This window comes from Tautonia rosea (genome assembly GCF_012958305.1).
Classification (GTDB): Bacteria; Planctomycetota; Planctomycetia; order Isosphaerales; family Isosphaeraceae; genus Tautonia; species Tautonia rosea.
The window spans coordinates 17,363-39,382 of sequence record NZ_JABBYO010000013.1 but is presented as its reverse complement, the minus strand read 5'-3'; the positions used below and the strand labels follow the sequence as shown (position 1 = coordinate 39,382).

Here is a 22,020-nt window from a genome sequence, read left to right as displayed (position 1 = left end):
CGGAAAGAATCTCGGAGACCCCGTCGCTTTTTCCTGAGCGACCCGATACCGTAACTCCTGATCCCTTCGGACGCTTCATGTCGTCCGTCAACACTCAAATTGCAGACCGCACAAATCGGCTTTGAATTCTCGTTAGCATATTCTGCTTCGTTCGTGATCACCTGGTTTGACGCAGGAATTCCGCGAGGTTCTTCCAGGATTCCCGCTCTGCCTCCGCCAAAGGGGGCTCCAAGACTGGAGAGTAGCACCGCCATGATGAATACATCAAGGGTCGGCTGGATGGTCAGATTCGCCGTGCTCGTCGTGATTGCAGCCGGGATCTCGGGTCGAGGCCTGAGCCTCGGTCTCCTCGCCCAGGACCGGCAGGGCTCCCAGGCAACGCAATTGCCTCGCCCGGACCCGGAATTCCAGGGCACCATCGGCCGGACTTACGAGGACTCCGAGGCAAGCTATCCCCAGCCGGTCAAGGCCCCCGCCGGAAGCCCGAACGTCCTCTTGATCCTGCTCGACGACGTCGGCTTCGGCATGTGTTCCCCCTTTGGCGGACCGGTGGAGACGCCGCATCTCCAGAAGCTTGTCGACGGCGGGATCACCTTCAATCGGTTCCACACGACCGCCCTGTGCAGCCCGACGCGAGCCGCCTTGCTGGCCGGACGGAACCACCACAGCGTCGGCACCGGTGTGATCATCGAGATGGGGACCGGATTCCCCGGCTACACCGGCATCATCCCCCGGAGCACCGCCCTGGTTTCCGAGGTCCTCGGCGACAACGGCTTCGCCACCGCCATGTTCGGCAAGTGGCACAACACCCCCGAGCCGGACATCAGCCCCGCCGGACCGTTCGACCGTTGGCCCACCGGCCTCGGCTTCGATTATTTCTACGGCTTTAACCAGGGCGAGGCCCATCACTTCTACCCGACCCTCTACCGGAACACCGTTCCCGTCGAAGCCCCGGCGACCCCCGAGGAAGGATACCACCTCACCGAAGATCTGACCGACGAGGCGATCGGCTGGATCCAGAACATCAACGCCGCCGACCCAGGCAAGCCCTGGTTCGTCTACTTCAGCACCGGAGCCGTCCACGCCCCGCACCACGTTCCCCCCGACTGGCAGGGCCGCTACAAAGGGCGCTTCGACCACGGGTGGGACCGCCAGCGCGAGCTGACCCACGCCAACCAGATCGCCATGGGGATCATCCCCGAGGGCACGAAGCTCACCCCCCGCCCTGAGGAGCTTCCCGCCTGGGAGACCACCACCGAGGACGAGCGCAAGGTCTACCTCCGGCTCATGGAAAACTACGCCGAGTTCATGGCCCACACCGATCACGAAGTCGGTCGGATCATCGACAGCCTGGAGGCCTCCGACGAGCTGGACAACACCCTGATTCTCTACGTCGTCGGCGACAATGGCGCTAGCGCCGAGGGGGGCCTGGAGGGTACCTTCAGCGAGTTGGCCAGCCTGCTCGGCCTCCAGCTCGGCCTGGAGAGCACGATCGACCGGCTCGACGAGATCGGCGGGCCGAGCAGCGAGCCGCACGTCCCGGTCGGCTGGGCCTGGGCCATGGACGCCCCCTTCCAGTGGACCAAGCAGATCGCCAGCCACTTCGGCGGCACGCGCAACCCGCTGGTCGTCCACTGGCCGGCCGGGATCAAGGCAAAGGGCGAACTCCGGTCACAGTTCCACCACGTCATCGACGTCGTCCCGACGATCCTGGAGGCCTGTAAGCTCCCCGCTCCCGAGAAGGTCAACGGCATCCCCCAGAAGCCGATCGAGGGGGTCAGCATGGCCTACTGCTTTGACACTCCCGATGCCGAGGGCCTCCGCACCACCCAGTACTTCGAGATGCTCGGCAACCGCGCCATCTACCACGACGGCTGGCTCGCCTGCAGCCGATTCGGCGTCCCCTGGATGACCGCCGGCCGGGAGGGAGACCTCCTTGACACCCCCTGGGAGCTTTACCACATCGACGAGGACTTCAGCCAGGCAAACGACCGGGCTCAGGAGAACCCGGAGAAGCTCAAGGAACTCCAGGCCGTGTTCTTGGAGGAGGCGAAGAAGTACAACGTCCTGCCCCTCGACTCGCGGATGTCCGAGCGGATGGATCCGAAGCTCCGGGTCGGCGGAGCACCTCCCACGAGTTGGACCTACTTCGGCAACAACGTCTGGCTGCCCGAGCCGATCGGCCCCCAACTCTTCCCCCGCCCTCACACCCTGACCGCCTCGGTGACGATTCCCGAGGGAGGAGCCGAGGGCGTGATCACCTGCGCCGGCGCGTTCTCGGCGGGCTGGTCCCTCTACGTGGAGGGGAACACGCCTGCCTTCCGCTACACCTGCTTCGACATCGCCGACGTCACGATCCCCGGCACAAAGCCATTACCGACGGGTGAGATCACGATCGGCACCGAGTTCGTCCCCGACGGCTCGGTGGAGGGAGGCGGGACGCTCACGATCCTCGTCAATGGCGAGCCCGCCGGCGAGGGGAAGCTGAAGCGGACACTCGTCCGTCACGGCCTGGAACCCTTCGAGGTCGGCCGAGACTCGATCACCCCGGTCGACCCCGCCTATGCCGACGAGGGCGACTTCGCCTTCACCGGCACCATCAAGCAGGTAACGTTTGAGCTGAAGTAACGCGAATCGACCCTCTCCATCCCCCCCTTGGAAGAACATGAGAAGGTGTGATATGATGATGCGTCGAGCCCGTTTCACCAGCAGGGCCATCGTGGCCCTGCTGGTCCTCGCCCCCGCAGTCGGGATGTCCCAGGAAGTTCTCCCTCGCCCCGAGGAGCCCTTCCAGGGCAAGATCGGTCTGACCTACAAGGACTCCACCCCGGTCAAACCCGAGCTGAAGGTTCCTCGCACTTTCGGCCTGGAAGACCCGCCGAACATCCTGATCGTACTGATCGACGACGTCGGCTTCGGCCAGTTCGGCACCTTCGGCGGTGCCATCCCGACCCCCGCGATGGACCGCGTCGCTGAGAACGGCCTGCGCTACACCCGGTTTCATACGACCGCCCTGTGCAGCCCGACCCGCGCGGCGCTCTTGACCGGCCGCAATCACCACTCGGTCGGCACCGGTGTGATCGGCGAGGCCGGCACCGGTTTTCCCGGTTACACCGGCATCATCCCCGCCAGCGCGGCGACCTTCGCCGAGGTTCTCCGCGAGTTCGGGTACCTCAACTCCTGGTACGGCAAAAACCACAACGTCCCCGACTGGGAGACCAGCCTCGTCGGACCCTTCGACCGCTGGTCCGATGGCCTCGGCTTCGACTACTTCTACGGCTTCGTCGGCGGCGACACCGACCAGTTCCACCCGGCCCTCGTCGAGAACAAAAAACGGATCGAGCCGCCGGAGACCAACGAGGACGGCTCACCGTATCACCTCACCACCGACCTCGCCGATCGGGCGATTCGGACCATCCGTGCCGGTAAGGCCGTCGCCCCGCAACGCCCCTTCTTCGTCTACTTCGCCACCGGGGCCACCCATGCTCCTCACCAGGTACCGGAGGATTGGATCGAGAAGTTCAAAGGGCAGTTCGACATGGGCTGGGACGCCTACCGCGAGCAGACCTTCGCCCGGCAGAAGGCGATGGGAATCATCCCTGAGAACACCAAGCTGACCCCCCGCCCCGATTCCCTCCCCGCCTGGGAGACGCTGCCCGAGGAGGAGAAGAAGGTCTACGCCCGGATGATGGAGGTTTTTGCTGCCTTCACGGCGCACACCGACCATGAGGTCGGCCGCGTCATCGACGCAATCGACGACCTTGGCGAGCTGGACAACACCTTGATCCTGTACATGGCCGGCGACAACGGCTCCAGCGCCGAGGGCGGCTTGAACGGCCTGCTCAACGAGATGACCTTCTTCAACGCCATCCCCGAGCCGCTCGACCTCAAGCTGAAGGCCCTCGACTCCCTCGGCGGCCCGATGCACTACAACCACTTCCCGGCCGCCTGGGCCTGGGCGATGGACACCCCTTTTCAGTGGACCAAGCAGATCGCCAGCCACTTCGGCGGCACCCGCAACGGCCTGGCCATCTCCTGGCCGAATCGGATCAAGGCCCGAGGCGAGATCCGTGACCAGTTCCACCACGTCATCGACATCGCCCCGACCATCCTTGAGCTCGTCGGCGTCGACTTCCCGTCGCAGTTCAACGGCGTCGCGCAGAAGCCGATCGAGGGGGTCAGCATGGCCTACACCTTCGATGACGCCGACGCCCCCGACCGCCGCACCACCCAGTATTTCGAGATGCTCGGCAACCAGGGGATCTACCACGACGGCTGGATGGCCAGCGCGCTCCGAGGCGTCCCCTGGCTCAGCGAGCCCGAGCCGGGCGACCTGCTCAACATGCCCTGGGAGCTCTACCACGTCGAGGAGGACTTCAGCCAGGCCGTCGACCTCGCCGAGCAGCAGCCCGAGAAGCTCCAGGAGCTGATCAAGCTCTTCTTCGCCCAGGCGTCCGAGTACGACGTCCTGCCGCTCGACGACCGTAAAACCGAACGCCTGAACGTCGAGAACCGCCCCAGCCTGACCCAGGGACGCTCCTCGTTTACCTACCCGAATCGCCTTCGCTTGCCCGAAGGGGCTTCGCCCGACCTCAAGCATAAAAATCACACGATCACCGCGAAGGTTGTGATCCCCGACGGCGGCGCCGACGGGATGCTCCTGACCCAAGGGGGCCGGTTTGCCGGCTTCGGGCTCTTCCTGCAGGGCGGCAAGCTCGTCTACCACTACAACCTCGCCGGGGTCGAGCGGTTCACGATCGCCTCCGACGAGCCCGTGCCGACCGGCGAGGTGACGCTCAAAGCAGTCTACGTCTCCGACGCCGATGAACCATTCGCCGGCGCCACCGTCTCACTCTTCGCCAACGAGGCGAAAATTGGCGAAGGCCGCGTTGGTCGGAGCATTCCCAACCGCGTCACCCTCGACGAAACTCTGGATGTCGGCTTCGACACCGGCACCCCAGTCGCCGAGGGTTACGACCTGCCCTTTGCCTTCTCGGGCCGCCTCGACACCGTCACCATCGACCTCGACTGACCCGATCCCCGTCGTCACGGAGACGCCCCCGGTCTTCTCTCAGTCGCCAAGACCGGGGCGCTCCGCCTCGTAACCGCGACCTCATCAATTCCCTCCTCACCTTGCGCCCCCGACGATTCGATCAGAATGGGAAGCGTAGCCCATTATTGTTCAAAAGACGAAGCTCACAAGAAAGATTGAACCGTTGAAATTACATAACCTCCATTATCGGACGTTGCGTCGTGATCGCGCGGCGACCACGCTGCCAGAGGCGTCACGAATACGCGCTCAATGCAATCAGTAGCGACTCGGGGAACGGCGTCGAGACAAGGGTGGAACCTCGTCGCCACATGCAAGCAACTTCCTGCGAACCCGTGGCAACCAGCACCCGATGGCGCTCCTGGCCCGACGAATCGCAATCCATCTTGAAATAGTCAAATCGGAGCGTAATCCGGCTTTGAATCGATCCCAGGCCGAGCTCCTTCTGAGTCTGAGGGTCCAGTCGCATGGCGATCAGGACCTCGTCGAACGCGGACAGCTCCTCCTTGAATTCGCACGCGCAGCGAGTCGTCATCAGCGCCAAACCCTGCTCGAACTGATCCCGCACCTCGCGGGCGTGTTGCATCAGGAAGAGCTCTCGACAGCGCCCTTGCCATCGCAGGAAGTTCACGAAATAGACGTTCCCGACGAGATTCGTCTCCTCGAAGCTCACCACATGCCGGTACTCGAATGCCTTGGTCATGATGTGATCGCCTCCCCCACGGCAAAAACGACCGGACACTCGAAGCCCCGGACCCGTCCGACGAACGTGGCAATCTGAAACGCGCCGGCCCTCAGCACGATCCACCCGTCGGGGCTGGAGGATGAGGCCAGAACCAAGGGGGCCGCGACCATCGCCCCAGCTTTCTCCAGGCACTCTCCCGCCGCCCAGACCCGGGTCGCCGCCGCATCGAAGTCTTCCGAGGTCTCACAGGAAAGGAGGCCGGCCAGCGCGAACCGCTGCGGGCCGAGCAGATCGCTCCAGAGCGACGCCGGGCGCGCGACCACCGGCTCGGCGTCACACCCGATCGGTCCCGGTCCCGCAACGGCCAGGGTCAACTCTCCTGCATGGGAGGATAAAATCCAGGTCGAGCTCCCTGGGATCTCCGGCCTCCCATCGGGCCGGTGATGAACCGGGGCCTCGCGGCCCAGGGCGCTGAGCATTGCACTGCGACTCCGAGCAGACCGACCCGTGCCCACCGGCCCTCGCTCCAACCGGATGGCAGCTTTTGAGCCGGGGATCAACTCTCGGATGCGGCGCTCGAGATAGGGAACCAGAAGGGGGAAGGGCCACGGCTCTGAGCTTGTGAGACTCTGAACGGCCTTCAGCCGCAGGCCTTCCCACGACTCGCATTGCTGACCGTTGGCCTCCTGGATGTGCATGTCATAGGTAAAGACGTCCCCGACTCGGCAGCGCTCTTGAGCCCGCACGGTCCGATTCCCCCGCGACTCGCCTCCCTGGAGGACGATCCGGTCCACCCCGATCGGCAAGAGGGTCGCATGGGGGATGCAGGCCTGGATCGCGTGGACCGCCGCATCACGCTCGGCCGGGTCGCCGAGGATCAAGCCGGGAGGGAGATAACGCCCGAACCATGCGGTATCCTCTTCCGACGTCACCTCGGCAGAACACTGGTACGCGGTGAGCTCCTGATAGGCCGTCAGCCTTTGAAACCGGCCTCCTTGAAACAGGATCGTCCCATAAAGATCGTCCTGAGGGACCAGAGGCAAGGCCGGTCGGCAGCGCCCGTTGGTTGGCCCCGGGAACCCGTTGCGACCGGGTTCCGTTGCCTTCACACAACAGAAGGCGCGGAAGTGGTCGACCTGGAATGCCGTCGCCTCACTGCGCAGCACCACCTCGATCCGGCCCGGTTCGCGAACCAGAGCCGCAAGCCGAATCGTGGTCGAGCGATCGGGGGAAACGCTGATGGGCCGGTCGAATCGGACGTCTTCGAACATCGTGATGGGATGATCCCCCGCCATCGCCGTCGCCAACTGGGCCATCGCCTCCAGGCCCATGACCGCCGGCAGCAGCCGTTCGCCCCGGAAGCAGTGGTCGTCCAGGTAAGGGTCCGACTCGACCGAAAGCTCCACATCCACCACAAGTTCCACGCCGGGAGAATGGATCCGAGGCCGTTCCAAAAATCGGAGGAAGGGAAGGTTCCGTCGCGGGAACCTGAGCGTCGGCGGGTCGCCGAACCGGCCCGTGATGACCACAGAGGTTGATGCCGAGGGACGCTGATGGTCCATCAGTCGGCGAAGGAGCGAAACCCCCACCTGCGGCGGGATCGGCATGATCCCTTCTCGAGCCAGGGCCTCGACGCTTCCCAGTCGTTCTCCCATGCCGATCCCCGACCAGACCGACCATTCCAGGGTCAAGCAACGGCAAGCAGGATGTTCCGCCTGCAGCCGATCCGTCAGGCAGCCGAGCCACTCGTTGGCCAGGGCATAATCCGCCTCTCCCCGCATTCCGGTCCGTGCGATGATCGAGCCAAACGCCACGAACAGCTTCAAGCGCTCAGGATCCACGGCGGCCAGCAGGTTGCGCATCCCTTCGACTTTCGGCGCCAGGGTGCGATGGCAGGCACTTGCATCAAGCGTTACCAGGGATTGAGGCACGTTCCTCCCCGCTCCGTGGAGAATCGCCGTAACGGGGCCGAGTCCTCGCTCGATCTCGGCAACGGCAAGGCGGATCGCTTCGCCATCGGTCACGTCGGCCGAGCAATAGTGCAACATCACCCCTGAGGCTTCCATGCGGCGCAGGTTGGCGGCAAGTTCCTCGTCGTGCTCGGGCAGAGAACGGCCGAGCAAGCCCAGCTTCGCCCCGGTTTCCTGAGCGATCGCCAGGGCGCACTCCGCGGCAATCCCTTTCCCGCCTCCGCTGACCAGCAGAACGTCGGCCGGACCCAGGACGGGTTCTTCCCTGGTGGTCTCTTCAAGGGGCAGCAACTTCAGGACGGGCTCCCGCCGGCATCCGGTCGCGTCGTAACGGGCCTCGGTGTAGCCCCGAGCCATCAGAGCCTCCGAACCGATCCACCCGACGGCCTCTCCGCAATCTCTCGGCACATCCACCACACAGCAAACCACCCGGGGGAATTCGAGATGCAAGGACCGGGCGAAGGCCGCCCCCCCTCCCCCGTGATGGACGACCACGAACCGAGCAGCCTCACCCGATTCAAGGATGGCCCTGGCTCCCTTGAGGAGCAGACTGACATGGTCCTCGATCGGCTCCGGAGGCAGGCAGACGATCACGCCCTCCGGTCCTTGATCGGATGCCGGTAACCAAGTTCGGAGAGACTCCGCGAGTGCATGGCCATCCGGAGCGAACACCTGCCAGCGACCGTGGTCCCGCTCTCCAGAATCGATGGTCAAAGGGCGCTCAATCCAGTCGACCGTGAACGACCGGACCCAGGAATCAACCCCTGCAGGAAAGGCCTCGGCCCCGGAGACTGGGCCTTCCGACCCGGTGCTTCGCAGATCGTCCAGGGCGAGGGCCAACTCGGCGACGGTCGCCTTCGCAAAATGGGTCGGCGCAACCGGGGGCGGCAGGTCCAGGTATCGAGCGGCTTCCATCACGACCTGCCCGACACTGATCGAATTCAGGTGCAGGTCGCCCAGCAGGCGAGCCGAATCGCCAACCGCCGAGACCGGCAACTCGGCCCGTTCCGCGACCAGTCGACGCACCATATCGAGGGTTGATCCGATCGGCGGAGAGGCCGCAGGAACCTCGGCTTCCAACTCGGAGACGGACTCGGGCTCGTCGGCCTCTGGTTCGAGCTCGGAGATCGGCGCCGACTCGCAGGGGCTGGCGAAGAATCGCGGGGTGTGATCAGGGTCGAAAGGTCGCGTGAATCGGCCGGCGAACAGCCCCTCGGGACGGATCGGGGCTCCCAGCGCGAACGCCGCTCCAACCGCTTTGAGCAGTCCGACCAGCGACGTCCCACCGGCGTCGAGCGCGATGCAGGGAGCAGCCGAACACTCGGAGGCCAGGCCGCGAAGAATCTGACCCGGTCCGACCTCGATCCAAAGATCAACCGCATCCGATGCTCCTTGAATCGCCTTGGCGAACCGGACGGGTTGCACAACCTGACCGCAGAGCAAGTCGCGTAAGTCGTCCTCATCCGAAAGGCGAGCCCCGGTCACGGTCGAGAGGACCGTCCGGCCGGGAGGACGAATCGTCTCGCGATCGAGCGCCTCCGCCAGCGCCGGGACGGCCTCGGCAACCAAGGGGGAGTGGAATGCGTGAGCGACCGGCAGGAGCGTGGCCGGCAGTCCTCGATCTCGAGCCCGAGAGACGACCTGCTCCACCGCCTCCCTCGGGCCGGAGACGACCGTCTGGTCCGGGCTGTTCAGGCCGGCGATCACGGCCGATGTGCCCCCGACGAGTCCTTCGACGATGCAACACCCCGCCCCGATACTCGCCATGACTCCCGAGAGCCCGGCCAGTTCCTCCATGGCCCGCCCCCGGCTCCTCGCAATCCGCTGGAGGGCCTCACCATCGAAGGCTCCGGCCCAGTGCAGCGCCGTCAATTCTCCCAGGCTGTGGCCGATGCCCACCTCGGCCTCGATCCCGCAGCTTCTCAGCACATCCAGCCCCGCTCGAGACGCCAGAACGATGGCCGGCTGGGTCACCGCAGTCGATCGCTCGTCTTTCCCCAGTGCGGGCTGATCTTCCATTTCATAGAGCGACCGGACCGCCGGGAATCGCCGTTTCCAGGCCCCCCCGTCCCGGTTCATTGGCGATCCTTGACCCGGGAAGAGGAAGCCGAGCCGAGGAGACGGGCACTGAATTCCCAGGAAGACTCCCGCCTGAAGGTCCAGCCGCGATGATCCGACTCCTTCCTTGAGCCACGATTGGAGCCTCGCTAGTCCCTCGGCCAACGCTGCAGGGCTTGACGCCACGACCGCCGCCCGTGTCCCGTGTGTCCCGCTTCGACGCCCGAGCTCCGCAGCCAGGTCCGTCAGGTTGGATCGCGAGAGCCCGGCGGCGATCTCCGCAAGCCGATCCATCCGCAAGCCGAGCTGTTCCGGGTCCGGCGCATCGATCAGGAACAGTTCCGCATCCTGAGCCGAGCCGAGCAAGACCCGCTCTCGATCGCCCAGGCCCCCTCGCCGCTCCCTGGCAACACCCTCAAGCACGACGTGAACATTGATCCCACCGAAGCCCATCCCACTGACGCCCGCTCGGAGGGCCTGGCCGGACGGCCAGGATTCCCCTTCCGGCAAGACCCGAAGCACCGCCCCCGAGTCGGACAGTTCGGGGTGAGGCTGCTCGCACCCGATCGAGGGGGGAAGAACCTGGGCCCGCAAGGCCATCGTGGCCTTGATCAGGCCCGCTGCTCCCGATGCCGCCTTGGTGTGACCGATGTTCCCCTTGATCGAGCCAATCCCCACCGGTCCAGCAATCAGCCCTGACTCCCGAATCGCCCTCCCAAGAGCCTTCAGCTCGGTGGCATCACCCACACTCGTGCCCGTTCCGTGGCCTTCGAGATAGCCGACTGTCCCGATCCCGAACCCCGCCCGGGAATAGGCCCGACGCAAGGCCAAAAGCTGCCCCTCGACCTCGGGCCGGGTCATTCCTCCATGACCGTCCGACGAGATGCCCACCCCTCGGATCACCGCATCCACCCGCCGACCCTGGGCCAGGGCGTCGTCGAGTCGCATCAGAACAACCATCCCGCAACCTTCGCCCGGCCAGAATCCGGACGACTGCGCGTCGAAGATCCGCATGGTGCCGTTGGCCAGCGCTCCGGCCTTGGCGAACCCGACCAGCTCGAACGGGTCGATGCTCAGGTCGACGCCACCGGCCATCGCCACGTCCAGATCCCCCGCCGCCAGTGCGTTGCAGGCCTGCGCGACCGCCAGGAGCGATGAGGCACACGCCCCGTCAATCGTGAAGCCCCCCCCGTTCAGGTCGAAGTGGTTGGTGATCCGGCCCGCGATCGTGTTGGACATCCCACCGGCCAGCGACTCCTCGCCGACGGGAGGAAACGGGGCCTTATACGTCAACTCCAGCGTGTCGAGGAACGCCCGGCGTTGCGAAGGGCCCCACCCCTCGCCCACGAGGGCCGCCTCCACGATTCGCCGGACGTAGGGCCATCGTAGCCGCAAGACGTTGGCTCGCGAGAACTCCCCGGTCAGCGTGTTGCCCAGGAACACGCCGGTCGTCTCCCGAGGGAGGCCCTCCCCTCCGTCGAAGCCCGCATCGTCGAGGGCCCGCGCCGCGACGTCGAGGGCTAACCATTGGGTCAGGTCTGCCGAGCGAAACGTGGTCCCCACGACCCGGAAAGCGATCCGGTCGAACTCGTAATCCTCGATCACGGCCGCCTCGGTCGAGTAGGTCCGATCCGGAGCGTTGCGGTCCGACGACCAGTAGTCGGCAAGACTCAGACGCTCTGGAGGCAGGCGGCGGAAGGCCTGTCGGCCGGCCAGAACGGTTTCCCAAAGCTCGGCGGGCGATCGAGCGTCGGGGAACTCGCAGGCCATCCCGACAATGGCAATCGGTGCCGTCATTGTCTGACCCCCTCCAGCGCAACGGATGCCGAGACAGCGATCGGAATTGGCTCGGGCCGCGCGACCGGCTCGTGCGACAGGCTGCGACTCACGCTCCATGCCAGCAGCCCCACGCCCCGCATCGAGGAGACGATCACCAGCGCGAAGAACAACCCGAAGACCACGTGCAAGGCCATCAAGGCCCCATACGCCGCGGCCACCGCCCCACCGAAGGCGAACTGGGCCCTCGGCGCGACCGGTGTCGTCCCGGGGTCCGTCACCATGTAGAAGGTGAACAGCAGGAAGGCCACCCCCGTCATCGGGAGTAGCGCCGAGGCGATCGGAGTCCCCATGACGGAACTTCGGACCCAGGCCTGAAGCACGAAGCCACCCAGCCATCCCACAAGCAGCGCCGTCTTTCCTGTGAACCTCGTGTTCAGAAAGGTCCCGGTGAAGATGATGAACATCGGCAAAAGCCAGTCGCCCAGGCCGACCAGATTCGTGGTGAAATGGTACGGTGGAGCAATCCCGACCCAGGGAAACAGCAAGAGCGTCACGGCGATTCCCGTGTTCGACGGATTCAGGACGTGCCGCCAACTCCCCCCGACCGGCACGCGCACCAGCACCTTCGATCCGATGGCCACCGCCGACGCAAACGCAATCGGCGCCAGCCGGTCGTTGGAGTACAGCAGCATCGAGACCGCCAGCCCGGAAATGTGGGCCGGCAGCAAGAAATCGACGAACGGCCCCACCCCGCCCAGGAACCGCGCCGGTCGTCGTTCGGACCGGGCCGCCAGCAGTTCGACGACGAGTTCCATCACATAGGCCGTCGCCAGGGCCACCAACGGCTGGGCCCAGGACTGCTCAAATCCGAACACGAAGTGCCCGAGAAGGTTCAAGGCGGTAATCGCGATGGCAAACCGCCTCAGGGCGGGTAACCGATTCGATCGTGGCTCGCAACGAGTCTTCGACATCGGATCAATCCCCGGTTCGAGTGAGGGAGGGTTCAGGCCATCCGAGCAGCACGGTATGCCATCCCGGTGGTACCACAAGGTTCGACTCGTCAACCGTCCCATCGGGATGTCGCCATCGGACGTTGACCGCGACCGGTTCCGTCCTCGCCTCGGGATCACGGCCAAGGCCGAAGTGCAGCGCATGGCTTCGCTTGCCGGAATGACCGTTGCCTCCATCGACCTGCCCGGCCAATCGTTTCCCATCGAGGCGAGACACAATGACCGTCGCCCCGATCGCCGGGCTTCCCGGCGTGTCTCGACCGGGATGACCTGGTCGAGACCTGGTCTCGCCAGGAGCCCCCGGCCGGAGTGGCCGTAAGAGGTGCAACCCGAGGAAGGCACCGGCATCGTCCCCCGTATTGCGGTAGAACGAGGACGAGGCCCACTGGTTCGCCACCGCGAAGTCGAGCCGACCGTCTCCATCCACGTCGGCCGTGGCGAGACCTCGGCTCACCCCCGGCTCCTCGGTGAACCCGAGATCGGGAGCCAGATCGTAGTAGCGGCCACTGGACGATCGAACGAAGAACGGATTCCGGTCATCTCCGCTCAGATCGTCGCCAGGCACGAATTGCGGCCAGTTCGTTGGGTCTCGCAGCAGCTCGTCGTTGCCCATGGCCAACTCGTGCAGCTCGGGCCATCGATTGAACTGACCTCGAACAAACCCGACCGCCTGCACAATCTCGAGCACGCCATCGTTGTCGAAGTCCGCCATCTTGGTATCCCAGCCCCAGCCGCTTCGAGCGATCCCCAGCGCTTCGCTCTGATCGGTGTACGGGGCCACCCCCGACCGAAACTGCTCGACTGCTCCGGTGCTGATCCACGCGTGATGGCTCTCCTCAAGCGCGTACGAGGCCGCAATGTTGCTGACATACAGATCTAGGAGCCCGTCACCGTTGAGGTCGCCGAAATCCGCACCCATGCCTTTGAACGAATCGTTCCCCAGCACCTTTGAGTTGGGAGTCGTCAACAGCTTGAGCCCCTCGACCGCCACGAGCCGCGTCCGACCCGGCGTCGACCGATTGTGCAGCAGCTGGTCAGGTCCGAAATCGTTGGCAAAGAACAGTTCGGGTAGCAGGTCACCGTCCAGATCCGCGGCGGCCACGGCCAGCGTCCAGCTATTGGGCCGCCCATCGGCCAGCGCCTCCCGATCTTCCCGGAACCGCACCATCGGCCCTGGCCCCGATCCCGACCAGAGCAAGACCCGATTCCGCCCCCCGTTCTGGGCTCTCGACATCGAATCTTGCATAACTTCATGACCTGTTCCTTGCGCATCAAGGATCAACGCATCATCGGGATGGTAATTCCCCACGATCAGGTCCGCATGACCGTCCCCGTCGACATCAGCCATGGTCGCCGCGTTGGTGTACCATCGGCCTCCGTCCGGGGAGACCTCGCACCTCGCATAGCAGTCGCCATTCAATCCCCCTGGTGTCTCGTCAAGGCAAAGGAAGGCGATCGGCGGCCGGCCCCAGTAATACACAAGCAGATCCATGCGCCCGTCTTCGTTCAGATCACCCGGCAAGCAGCCCATGGGGGCCATTCGTTCCGAGTCGTACGAAAGCGGGGCCGGATCAAGCACGAACGGATCGAACCGCAGATCGGTTCCCGGGACCGGACCCACAATCACCTGATCAATCCTCGGATCAACGATCGCGAAATCGTTTGGGTACCCGTCTCCATCCAGATCATTAAGCGCGACCGCCGCACCGACCGAGGAAGTCCACGACGCATGCCCGCGAAGACTGGGATGGACCTTCCGCACAAACTTCTGACGGAACCCCGACAGTTCCGCAAACGACTGGCGCGTGAATTCAAAGGGTTCAGCGATCCGATCACGGTCCGACGACGACAGGACAGGCAATCGAGCGACGACAAACAACGACAAAATCACCGTGATTGCAAAAAGCTGATGAGCATGGCCGTGCCATGAGCGGGATCGATCGATCATGGAACTCCCCCGATCGAGGTTGCGCAGAATCGAGCTTGAATCCGCTGTCTCCAAACCTCGAAGGCCGGAATATCCGCGTCCGGCTCAAGACCGTCTCGGGCTCGCCGGGTGATCTCCGCCGCCGAACTGGCCGACCGGCGGCACAGGACCCTGCAGGCGAGTTCCGTATGACCGGTCGGATTCCCGGCCCGAAGCCGGGCCTCAGCCGCAAAGGCAGCCCCCTGAGCCATCGCCGGAGTGTACGGCTCCGCCGCCTCTCGCAGACGGTCGTACACCTCGTCGCGAGCCCCCCCCGCGTAGGCACTCGCCAGCCCGACCCCGGCCCACAAGTCTTCTCGACGGCCCTCAGAAAACCTTCCAATCCGGCTTGCAATCCGGGGGATGTCCGCACAATCGATGAACCAGAGGCTCCGCCCAAGCCCCTGATCGAACGCTCGCCGAGCATACTCCGGAGCAATTCGAGGACGTTCCTGATGAATCACAAAGCGGGGCCAATGGAAATACCCTTGGTGGAACCCGTAGCCGTCGACCGCGAGCCAGCCCAGCACGGGATCGAGTTCCCGCAACGCTCTCGGGATGCGCGTTCGAAGCCGGGCCCATGCCCAGCCAATTCCAACGTGAATCATGTAGACATGACGCTCTCCGTGATCTTCCAGAAACCGCCTGATCCGGCTGCGATCCCAGGGAGTAATCGCATCGAGCAAGGCCAAGGCCATCGCCGCTCCCTCGAAGGCAAAGCCCGACCACTCCTCCTGGATCGCGTTGAGATGGGTCCCGAGCGTGCCGGAATGGTTGCAGTCCAGGGCAGCAGCGTAACCGAGGAGAAACGCTTCGCCGGCTGCTTCCAGGTGTCGTCGCGTTTGAGGACATCCGTCGTGGAAGCCTCGGCGGTGAAACGTGGCCTCCTCGGGACGGATGCCGAGAAGGGCTCGACGGAATCGGCTCGTGGAAATACCCATGATGTCGACCAGCGCCAGACGTTCGGATCCAGGCCCTTTGCCTCAGGTTCGTGAGATCGTTGCCGAACTTGGGGCGACGAATTCGGGCTCACGAAGTGCAACAGACGTCTCAGGAAAGTTTCCACAGTTCATTGTGGATTGATGAGACTCCTGGGAATTGAGACCATGAACTCCCCCAAAGCCCGCTGCGGCAAGCGGATGCAAGGCAAGCAAGATCGGCGGATCTGTTGGCTCAAGAGTTCGGAGTCGCAGCACACAATTCCCCTTGCTTCGACCTCCAGAGACCTCAATGGGCCCTTGACTGCGAGCAACTCGCAGATCGCGACCGTCAGGGAGCAAATAGTCGACTGGACTCGATGCGCGAGGCATCGAGACCGCAAACAGATACCAGCGACCGTCGGGCACCCGATCCATCAGACACGCGCCGTCACCTTCCGTCATGAAACATCGGACCGGTCGCCCGTGCGGACTCTCGGTGGGGAAGAGGCCGAGGAAGACCGGACCCGCCTGATTTCCGGGCCGTTCAAGCCGGATTCGAATCCCTTCACCTTCCAGACCTATTCCGGCACGAGCGTCTGATTCCAACGCGAGAGGAAGTGGACGATCGGCCAGTTGACGCAGCGCTCGGGGCGAAACACCGACGTGATTCAGAAAACAGGTGCCGAACGAGCCCGGACTCTCATAACCCACTTCAAAGCAAACCTTTGTCACATTAAAATCCGTTGCGAGCAAGAGACGCTTCGCCGCTTCAATCCGCAATGCGGTTTGGAACCGGCAGGGCGGAAGCCCCGTCACGTTCCGAAACACGCGATTGAAGTGGAACGGGCTCATGCAGGCGATCCGCGCCAGATCGTTCAGGGACAGCGGCTCAGCCGGGCAAAGGCGCATGGCATCGATCGCTCGAGCAATAGCCCGATGCCGAGCACTGGAGGTTGAGGAACGCGTCTTCACATTCGGCGTCACCGAATTGAAATTCTCGTATTCCACAATTATTCTCCGAAGTTGCAAATCAAGACATGTTTCCGCCCGTACCTCGGAAACACTCCGGCGAGACTTCCGGACCACCGAGGCCGACGTCAGAATCACGCAACTCAGATCGATCAATCAGAATAGACGGGGTCGTTCCGAACACCGAAATTCATCAAACGTCGAACATCCCTACATGAAATGGCAAACACAGACTCGGGCCCCACCGAAATAATCTCACAAATACCTTCGACATCGACCAGCAACGCATGCGCATTTCGGTGTACTTAAGTGACTTGGAAATCTCGATTTCCAGGTTTTCCTCATAAGTAAAGACAGTTGATCGCGGGCGAAATGACAAATCAAGCGAATTTCTGAAAATCGCCTTTTTTTGAAGCTGTTCTCAACTTGATTCGCGATTTTCTATGACAGAATAGCCTGAACGTACCAATATGAAATCCTGATCCCAGCGAGGTCACTGAGGAGAGGTGGTAATTCCTTGTCATCGACTTGGTCCTCATGCGCGAGGATGCTCCCCAGCGGGACTCCGAAATGCGTGAGGGTTTTCGCCTTGCGCCATGTCAATCGGACAGACTGCCGATCTGCGATCCTGTCGACCACCTCCTCTCAGTGATGCCATAACCGCGACGATGCCGCTCGACGGGTTGGCTCATGACGAAGTTCATCTGCCGATGGGCCTCCCGGTCGGCACGGGGTTCAGGGGCGATACAGCGGGGAGAACGAGTACTAATAAACTTCTTTTCCCGGTATGAACATGTTCGGACCGAGGCTCTCTCACGGTTCTTGGCATTCAACGCGGACGAGGAAGTAGTTCTTGAATGGTCGCTGAGAGTCTGTCCCATAAGGGAAACTTCAGGGGGTTGAGCATCGTAGGAGGGGGATGAGATCGCACCACTACCCCAGCGACGTCACCGATGCCCAGTGGGACCTGATCGAGCCGCATCTGCCGCCCGAGCCCGGCGGCGGGAGGCCCCGAGAGACGGACATGAGGGAGGTGCTCGACGCCATCCTCTACCTCCTCCGCACCGGCTGCCCGTGGGAGTATCTGCCCGGCGACCTGCCCCCCAAGAGCACCGTCTGGCGGTACTTCAATCAGTGGCGGCACGACGGCACCCTCGACACGATCCACGACCTGCTCCGCCGCAAGCTCCGCACGAGGGAGAAGCCCTACCGCCCCCGCACCTCGGCGAGTGTCGACAGCCAGTCGATCGACACGACCTCCGGGGGCGAGCGGCGGGGTCGGGACAACGCCAAGAACGTCGACGGGCGGAAGCGTCATATCGTCGTCGACAGCATGGGGTTGCTGCTGGCCGTTCTGGTGACCGCCGCCTCGGTCGACGACGCGGCGGCGGCCCCGGGGCTGTTCGCCCGGCTGGAGGGCCAGCCGATGGGCAAGGTCAGGAGGATGTATGCCGACTCGAAGTACCACAACTTCACGCTCTACGAATGGGTCGACGAGCATGCGAAGTGGGACCTGGAGATCATCCGCCGCCCCGAGGGCAAGCGGGGCTGGGTGAGGTTGCCGATCCGGTGGACGGTGGAACGGACCTTCGCCTGGCTGGGCCGGTGTCGACGGCTGAGCAAGGACCGGGAGAAGAGTGTCCTGTCGTCGGAATCGTTCGTCAAACTGGCGATGATCCGGTTGATGCTCCACCGCCTTGAGCCCTCGGATAGGGACGCCGAGTTCCGTTACCCGAGGCCGGTGGCAGCCTGACGCTTGGCCCCTTATGGGACAGACTCTGAGTGCTGCGCTCGCTGCACCTGCCCCGAACCTGTCCCTGACCCTTGCGTGAGAAGAATCGCCGGGGCACGGGATGGGCGGAATTCCGCGTCCGAGCCATGGAATCCCCTGCTGCTCGCCCCGGCCTTCGTTGCTCAGGATGCAGCTCCCAGCAGGACCGAAGGCCGACACCGTTGCCCCCCTTGATCGTCCTCGCCTGGAGCCGAGCCGACGATGCCGGGGCAATCACAGACGCGTCGATCAACCACCCGAAATAAGCAATCCGGGAGAAGAACTCTCCACTCGGATCGACCAAGATGTTGCTCTCGTCCTGATTTCCCGTCATCCGAGACACGATGCCTTGCTGGTCGATCGACGATTCCTCGAATGCTGCGGGACAGTGTCGGCCCACCGATCGTCCTCACCACGCGTTTTGCGTGCAATTTTGGAGGAGCTGCCATGACGACTCAACTCGCGATCTTTCTCGCGATGCTGACACTGGGCCAGGGAGGAGAACGATCGATCGTCCAGCCTGGAGGCGGCGCTGGCGGTTATTGGAGGTCCTCGGACCTGTCCCAGACGTTGAAGGGCCTGGAAGTGGGCAGCAATCGGCCCCAGGTCCCGCTGCCGGCCCGGAGGTTCCTCCTCGACTCGGATCGACTGGGAGCAGAACTGGCCCAGGCGCCCATGGAAACTGCGGCCAAGGCCCAACGCCCGACTGACGGTCAAGGGCCATTGCCCCGGTCAGTCATCAAACTGCCGATGCCCGACGGGAGTCTGATGGAGTTTCAGGTGGAGGAGTCGCCGGTCATGTCCGAGGGGCTTCAGCGAAAGTTCCCGCACCTGAGAACCTACCGGGCGAGGTCGCTGGACCGTCCCTCGTATTCGGCTCGGCTCGACTTCAACTTCAAAACGGGGAGCTTCCACGCCCAGATCCTGTCGCCGGGCGACACGATCACGATCGACCCGACCGGACGCAAGTCCGACGCTGAGGAGTTGGAGTACGGCTCGTTCTCGAAGCGAGACGTCCACGCGCGCCCCCGGTTCGATTGTGAGGCCGTCCAGTTCGACGAGATCGCACCCGAGGCCGGCGGAGAGCCGGCCCGGGAGGGTCCTGACCCCGGTGCGAAGGCTGCCGCCCGCAGTCGGCTTGAGGACGCTCGGCGTAACGACCTGGCGGGCCGTGGCGCCCGCCGCACAGGGATGTCGCTGCGCGTCTATCGGATCGCGGTGATTTGCACAGGAGAATACGCCCAGTTCCACGGCGGCACCCTCGATTCGGCCCTTGAGGCGATTCGGGGGACCGTCAATCGGGTTAACGGAATCTACGAGCGAGAGCTCGCGGTCAAGCTTGAGTTGGTCGACGACCAGGACGAGCTGATCTTCCTCGACCCCGAGACCGACTCGCTTGACAACAACGATGCTGACCGGCTCATGGGGCAGTCGCAGTTCCACATTGACAGCATCATCGGGAACGCCAACTACGACATCGGCCACGCATTCAGCACGGGAGCCGGTGGAAAGGCCCTCGTCGGCTGCGTCTGCCGGAAGTTCCACAAAGCGAAAGGGGTCACCGGGCGGAGCAATCCCGTCGGCGACGCGTACGACGTCGACTTCGTGTCTCACGAGATCGGCCATCAGTTCGGTGCGAACCACACGTTTAACGGCATCGACGAGCTTTGCACCGATGACCAGAGGCACGCGGACACGGCGTTTGAGCCAGGCAGCGGCTCGACGATCATGGCGTACGCCGGAATCTGCGGCGACGATGACCTGCAAAGCTATAGCAACGACTACTTCCACTCCGCGAGCCTGGCCGAGATCGACGATTACATCACCACAGGCCCGGGCCAGGCCGCACACATCGTCCAGGCCCTCGACAACACGCCCCCGACGGTGGTCCTGGACTCCGGGTTCCACATCCCCCACCGCACGCCGTTCTACCTGACCGCTCAGGGGATCGACGCCGATGGAGATTCAATTGTCTACTGCTGGGAGCAGCGCGACCTCGGCGAGGCGGCGCCCGCCACCGCGCCCGACATGGGGGAAGGGCCGATCTTCCGATCGTTCGCGCCGAGCACCGATCCGTGGCGGCTCTTTCCCAGACTGCCGGACATCCTGGCCAACCGCTCAACCATGGGAGAACAGTTCCCTTCCACCACCCGGACCTTGACGTTCCGCGTCACGGTGCGAGACGACCACAACTGGGGCGGGGCGACGAACGGACAGGATGGCCTGGTGCATGTACACGGCGACGCGGGGCCCTTCCGAGTCGCCTACCCGAACGCCCGCCTGAACCTCTCGGGCGGCACGACCGTCACCTGGGACGTGGCCGGGACCGACACCGGGGAAATTGCCGTCAGCCGGGTGAATATCTGGCTCTCGACTGATGGCGGCCAGTCCTTCGACACGGCGCTGGCGACGGACGTGCCGAACGACGGCTCACAGCTCGTGACCTTGCCAGGAATCGCCACCTCAACCGCCCGGATCATGGTCGAGGCTGTCGACAATATCTTCTTCGACATCTCCGACACCGATTTCTCGATCGTGTCCTCCAGCGGGGGGCTGGCTCTCGTGGCCCCGGCCGATGAGGAGGATCCTGCCGCATTGATCCAAGATCTCTCGACAACCCATCTGGACCGGATCATCACCTCGAACCGGGGCTACGCCCTCCAGGTGGCACGAGCGATTGCCAGCTCCCGAGGCCTTGAGGTGCAGGAGGTCGAGAACCTCACGACCACCGCGCTGGAGTTGTCGGAACAGGCCGATCGAGAGAACCTCCTGTTCATCGGCGACATGCTTGAGGCGAGCCGCATCGCGGAGCGCCTCGGCGACCGGGAAGGAACCAGCGCCTCCCGGCCCAACGCCAAGAGTGACCAGGCTGTTGAGCGTTCCGACTTCGGGTCTCCCCGGTCTGCTTCTCGAGCCTCGGCGGCGCAAGTCATCGCCATTGCCCTCCACAGAGAAGGTCAGCGGAGCCAGGAACGCCCCGAGACCCCAACCCCCGGAGCCGATGAAGGCGATCTGACCAACCCAGACGCGGGTCGCTCTGAAAAGACCGGCGCCACCAGAGGCCAATCGCCATCACGTCCGGGTCGGGAATCAACTCCCGAACCGGGAGGAGCCACGGCCTCAAGTCGGCCGGGCGAAGCGGCTCACCGCACCCCTCAGCCCGAGCTGAGCGACTACGTCCCCGAGCCCGGGGCAGACGCGGGGTCAGTGGTGGCCCCCGGCGATACGCCACTGGAGGAGCCCGCCCCGACATCCAGGCCCATCCCCTTCCGCTCGCCCACCCCGGAGCTGAGCGACTACGTCCCGCAGGCCGGCACCGTCCTCTCAAGGCCCGAAGAGACCCCGACGCCCGCCGCTCGCCGGTCGGCCCACCGCACCCCTCAGCCCGCATTGAACGACTACGTCCCCGAGCCCGGGACGGGCGCGGGCCGGCCCACCGCCGGGAGCGAATCGAGCCGTCAGGGGGGTGGGATCGGGGCCAGGCCGGCGGATGAGTATCGATCCCCAACTCCCGAGCCCAGCGATTACACATCCCCGGTGGGCTCGGCTCCAACGCAGTCTGTTCAGGATTCGAACCGAAAGGAGGTGCGCCGCAGCGATTCCGCCGGGGCCGATCAGGAGGCGACCGGGTCGGAACCGGCTCGAAGTGAGGCTCCTGACCGGTCAGATGACAGCCCCAGCGAGGCGAGGCCGAATCCACGCACCTCGCCGACTCCGGAACTCGGCGACTACGTGCCGACACCTACCAACCCAGCCCGCGGGCCCGACGACGAGTAAGCCCCTCCGGCGAGTCCTTTCCGACGCGCGCCGAAGGAAGGCCATCGAACAACGAACCCAGCTTC

The 22,020-nt window shown here is 64.3% G+C and carries 9 protein-coding genes and 1 pseudogene; 4 read left to right on the top strand and 6 right to left on the bottom strand.

What is annotated here, in order from left to right:
* Positions 1 to 252 precede the first annotated feature (252 nt).
* Positions 253 to 2,628 (top strand): arylsulfatase, encoded by a 2,376-nt coding sequence (locus tag HG800_RS20400; RefSeq protein WP_206352370.1) that lies wholly within the window; start codon positions 253 to 255, stop codon positions 2,626 to 2,628.
* A gap of 52 nt (positions 2,629 to 2,680) precedes the next feature.
* Positions 2,681 to 5,032 (top strand): arylsulfatase, encoded by a 2,352-nt coding sequence (locus HG800_RS20395; RefSeq protein ID WP_206352369.1) that lies wholly within the window; start codon positions 2,681 to 2,683, stop codon positions 5,030 to 5,032.
* Positions 5,033 to 5,285: 253 nt separating this feature from the next.
* Here HG800_RS20395 and HG800_RS20390 read toward each other — a convergent pair whose 3' ends face one another.
* The 6 genes and pseudogenes from HG800_RS20390 to HG800_RS28480 form a co-directional block, all read right to left on the bottom strand.
* The gene (locus HG800_RS20390; protein WP_169978943.1) at positions 5,286 to 5,753 is read right to left on the bottom strand and encodes an acyl-CoA thioesterase; all 468 of its coding nucleotides are present in this window, start codon (positions 5,751 to 5,753) and stop codon (positions 5,286 to 5,288) included.
* Entirely contained in the window at positions 5,750 to 11,560 is a 5,811-nt protein-coding gene (locus HG800_RS20385; protein WP_169978941.1) for a type I polyketide synthase, read from the bottom strand. Before HG800_RS20385 ends, HG800_RS20390 begins: the two co-directional genes overlap by 4 nt.
* Entirely contained in the window at positions 11,557 to 12,513 is a 957-nt protein-coding gene (locus tag HG800_RS20380; protein ID WP_169978939.1) for an RnfABCDGE type electron transport complex subunit D, read from the bottom strand. The genes HG800_RS20385 and HG800_RS20380 overlap by 4 nt, the downstream gene beginning before the upstream one ends.
* A gap of 4 nt (positions 12,514 to 12,517) precedes the next feature.
* Positions 12,518 to 14,500 (bottom strand): CRTAC1 family protein, encoded by a 1,983-nt coding sequence (locus tag HG800_RS20375; RefSeq protein WP_169978937.1) that lies wholly within the window; start codon positions 14,498 to 14,500, stop codon positions 12,518 to 12,520.
* Complete coding sequence (locus HG800_RS20370) at positions 14,497 to 15,459, bottom strand: DUF1702 family protein (protein ID WP_169978936.1); 963 nt, start codon at positions 15,457 to 15,459, stop codon at positions 14,497 to 14,499. The genes HG800_RS20375 and HG800_RS20370 overlap by 4 nt, the downstream gene beginning before the upstream one ends.
* 624 nt (positions 15,460 to 16,083) lie before the next feature.
* Positions 16,084 to 16,347, bottom strand: a pseudogene (locus tag HG800_RS28480) (helix-turn-helix domain-containing protein); the annotation flags it as partial.
* 979 nt (positions 16,348 to 17,326) lie between these two features.
* Between HG800_RS28480 and HG800_RS20360 the strand changes: the two are divergent.
* Together HG800_RS20360 and HG800_RS20355 are read left to right on the top strand one after the other, a co-directional pair.
* Positions 17,327 to 18,160 carry an IS5 family transposase gene (locus HG800_RS20360; protein WP_169978932.1) on the top strand — a complete coding sequence of 278 codons (834 nt, stop codon included), beginning with the start codon at positions 17,327 to 17,329 and terminating at the stop codon, positions 18,158 to 18,160.
* Between the two features lie 465 nt (positions 18,161 to 18,625).
* Positions 18,626 to 21,955, top strand: coding sequence for a reprolysin-like metallopeptidase (locus tag HG800_RS20355; protein WP_169978930.1), 3,330 nt, complete (start codon positions 18,626 to 18,628; stop codon positions 21,953 to 21,955).
* The last annotated feature ends 65 nt before the right edge of the window (positions 21,956 to 22,020 follow it).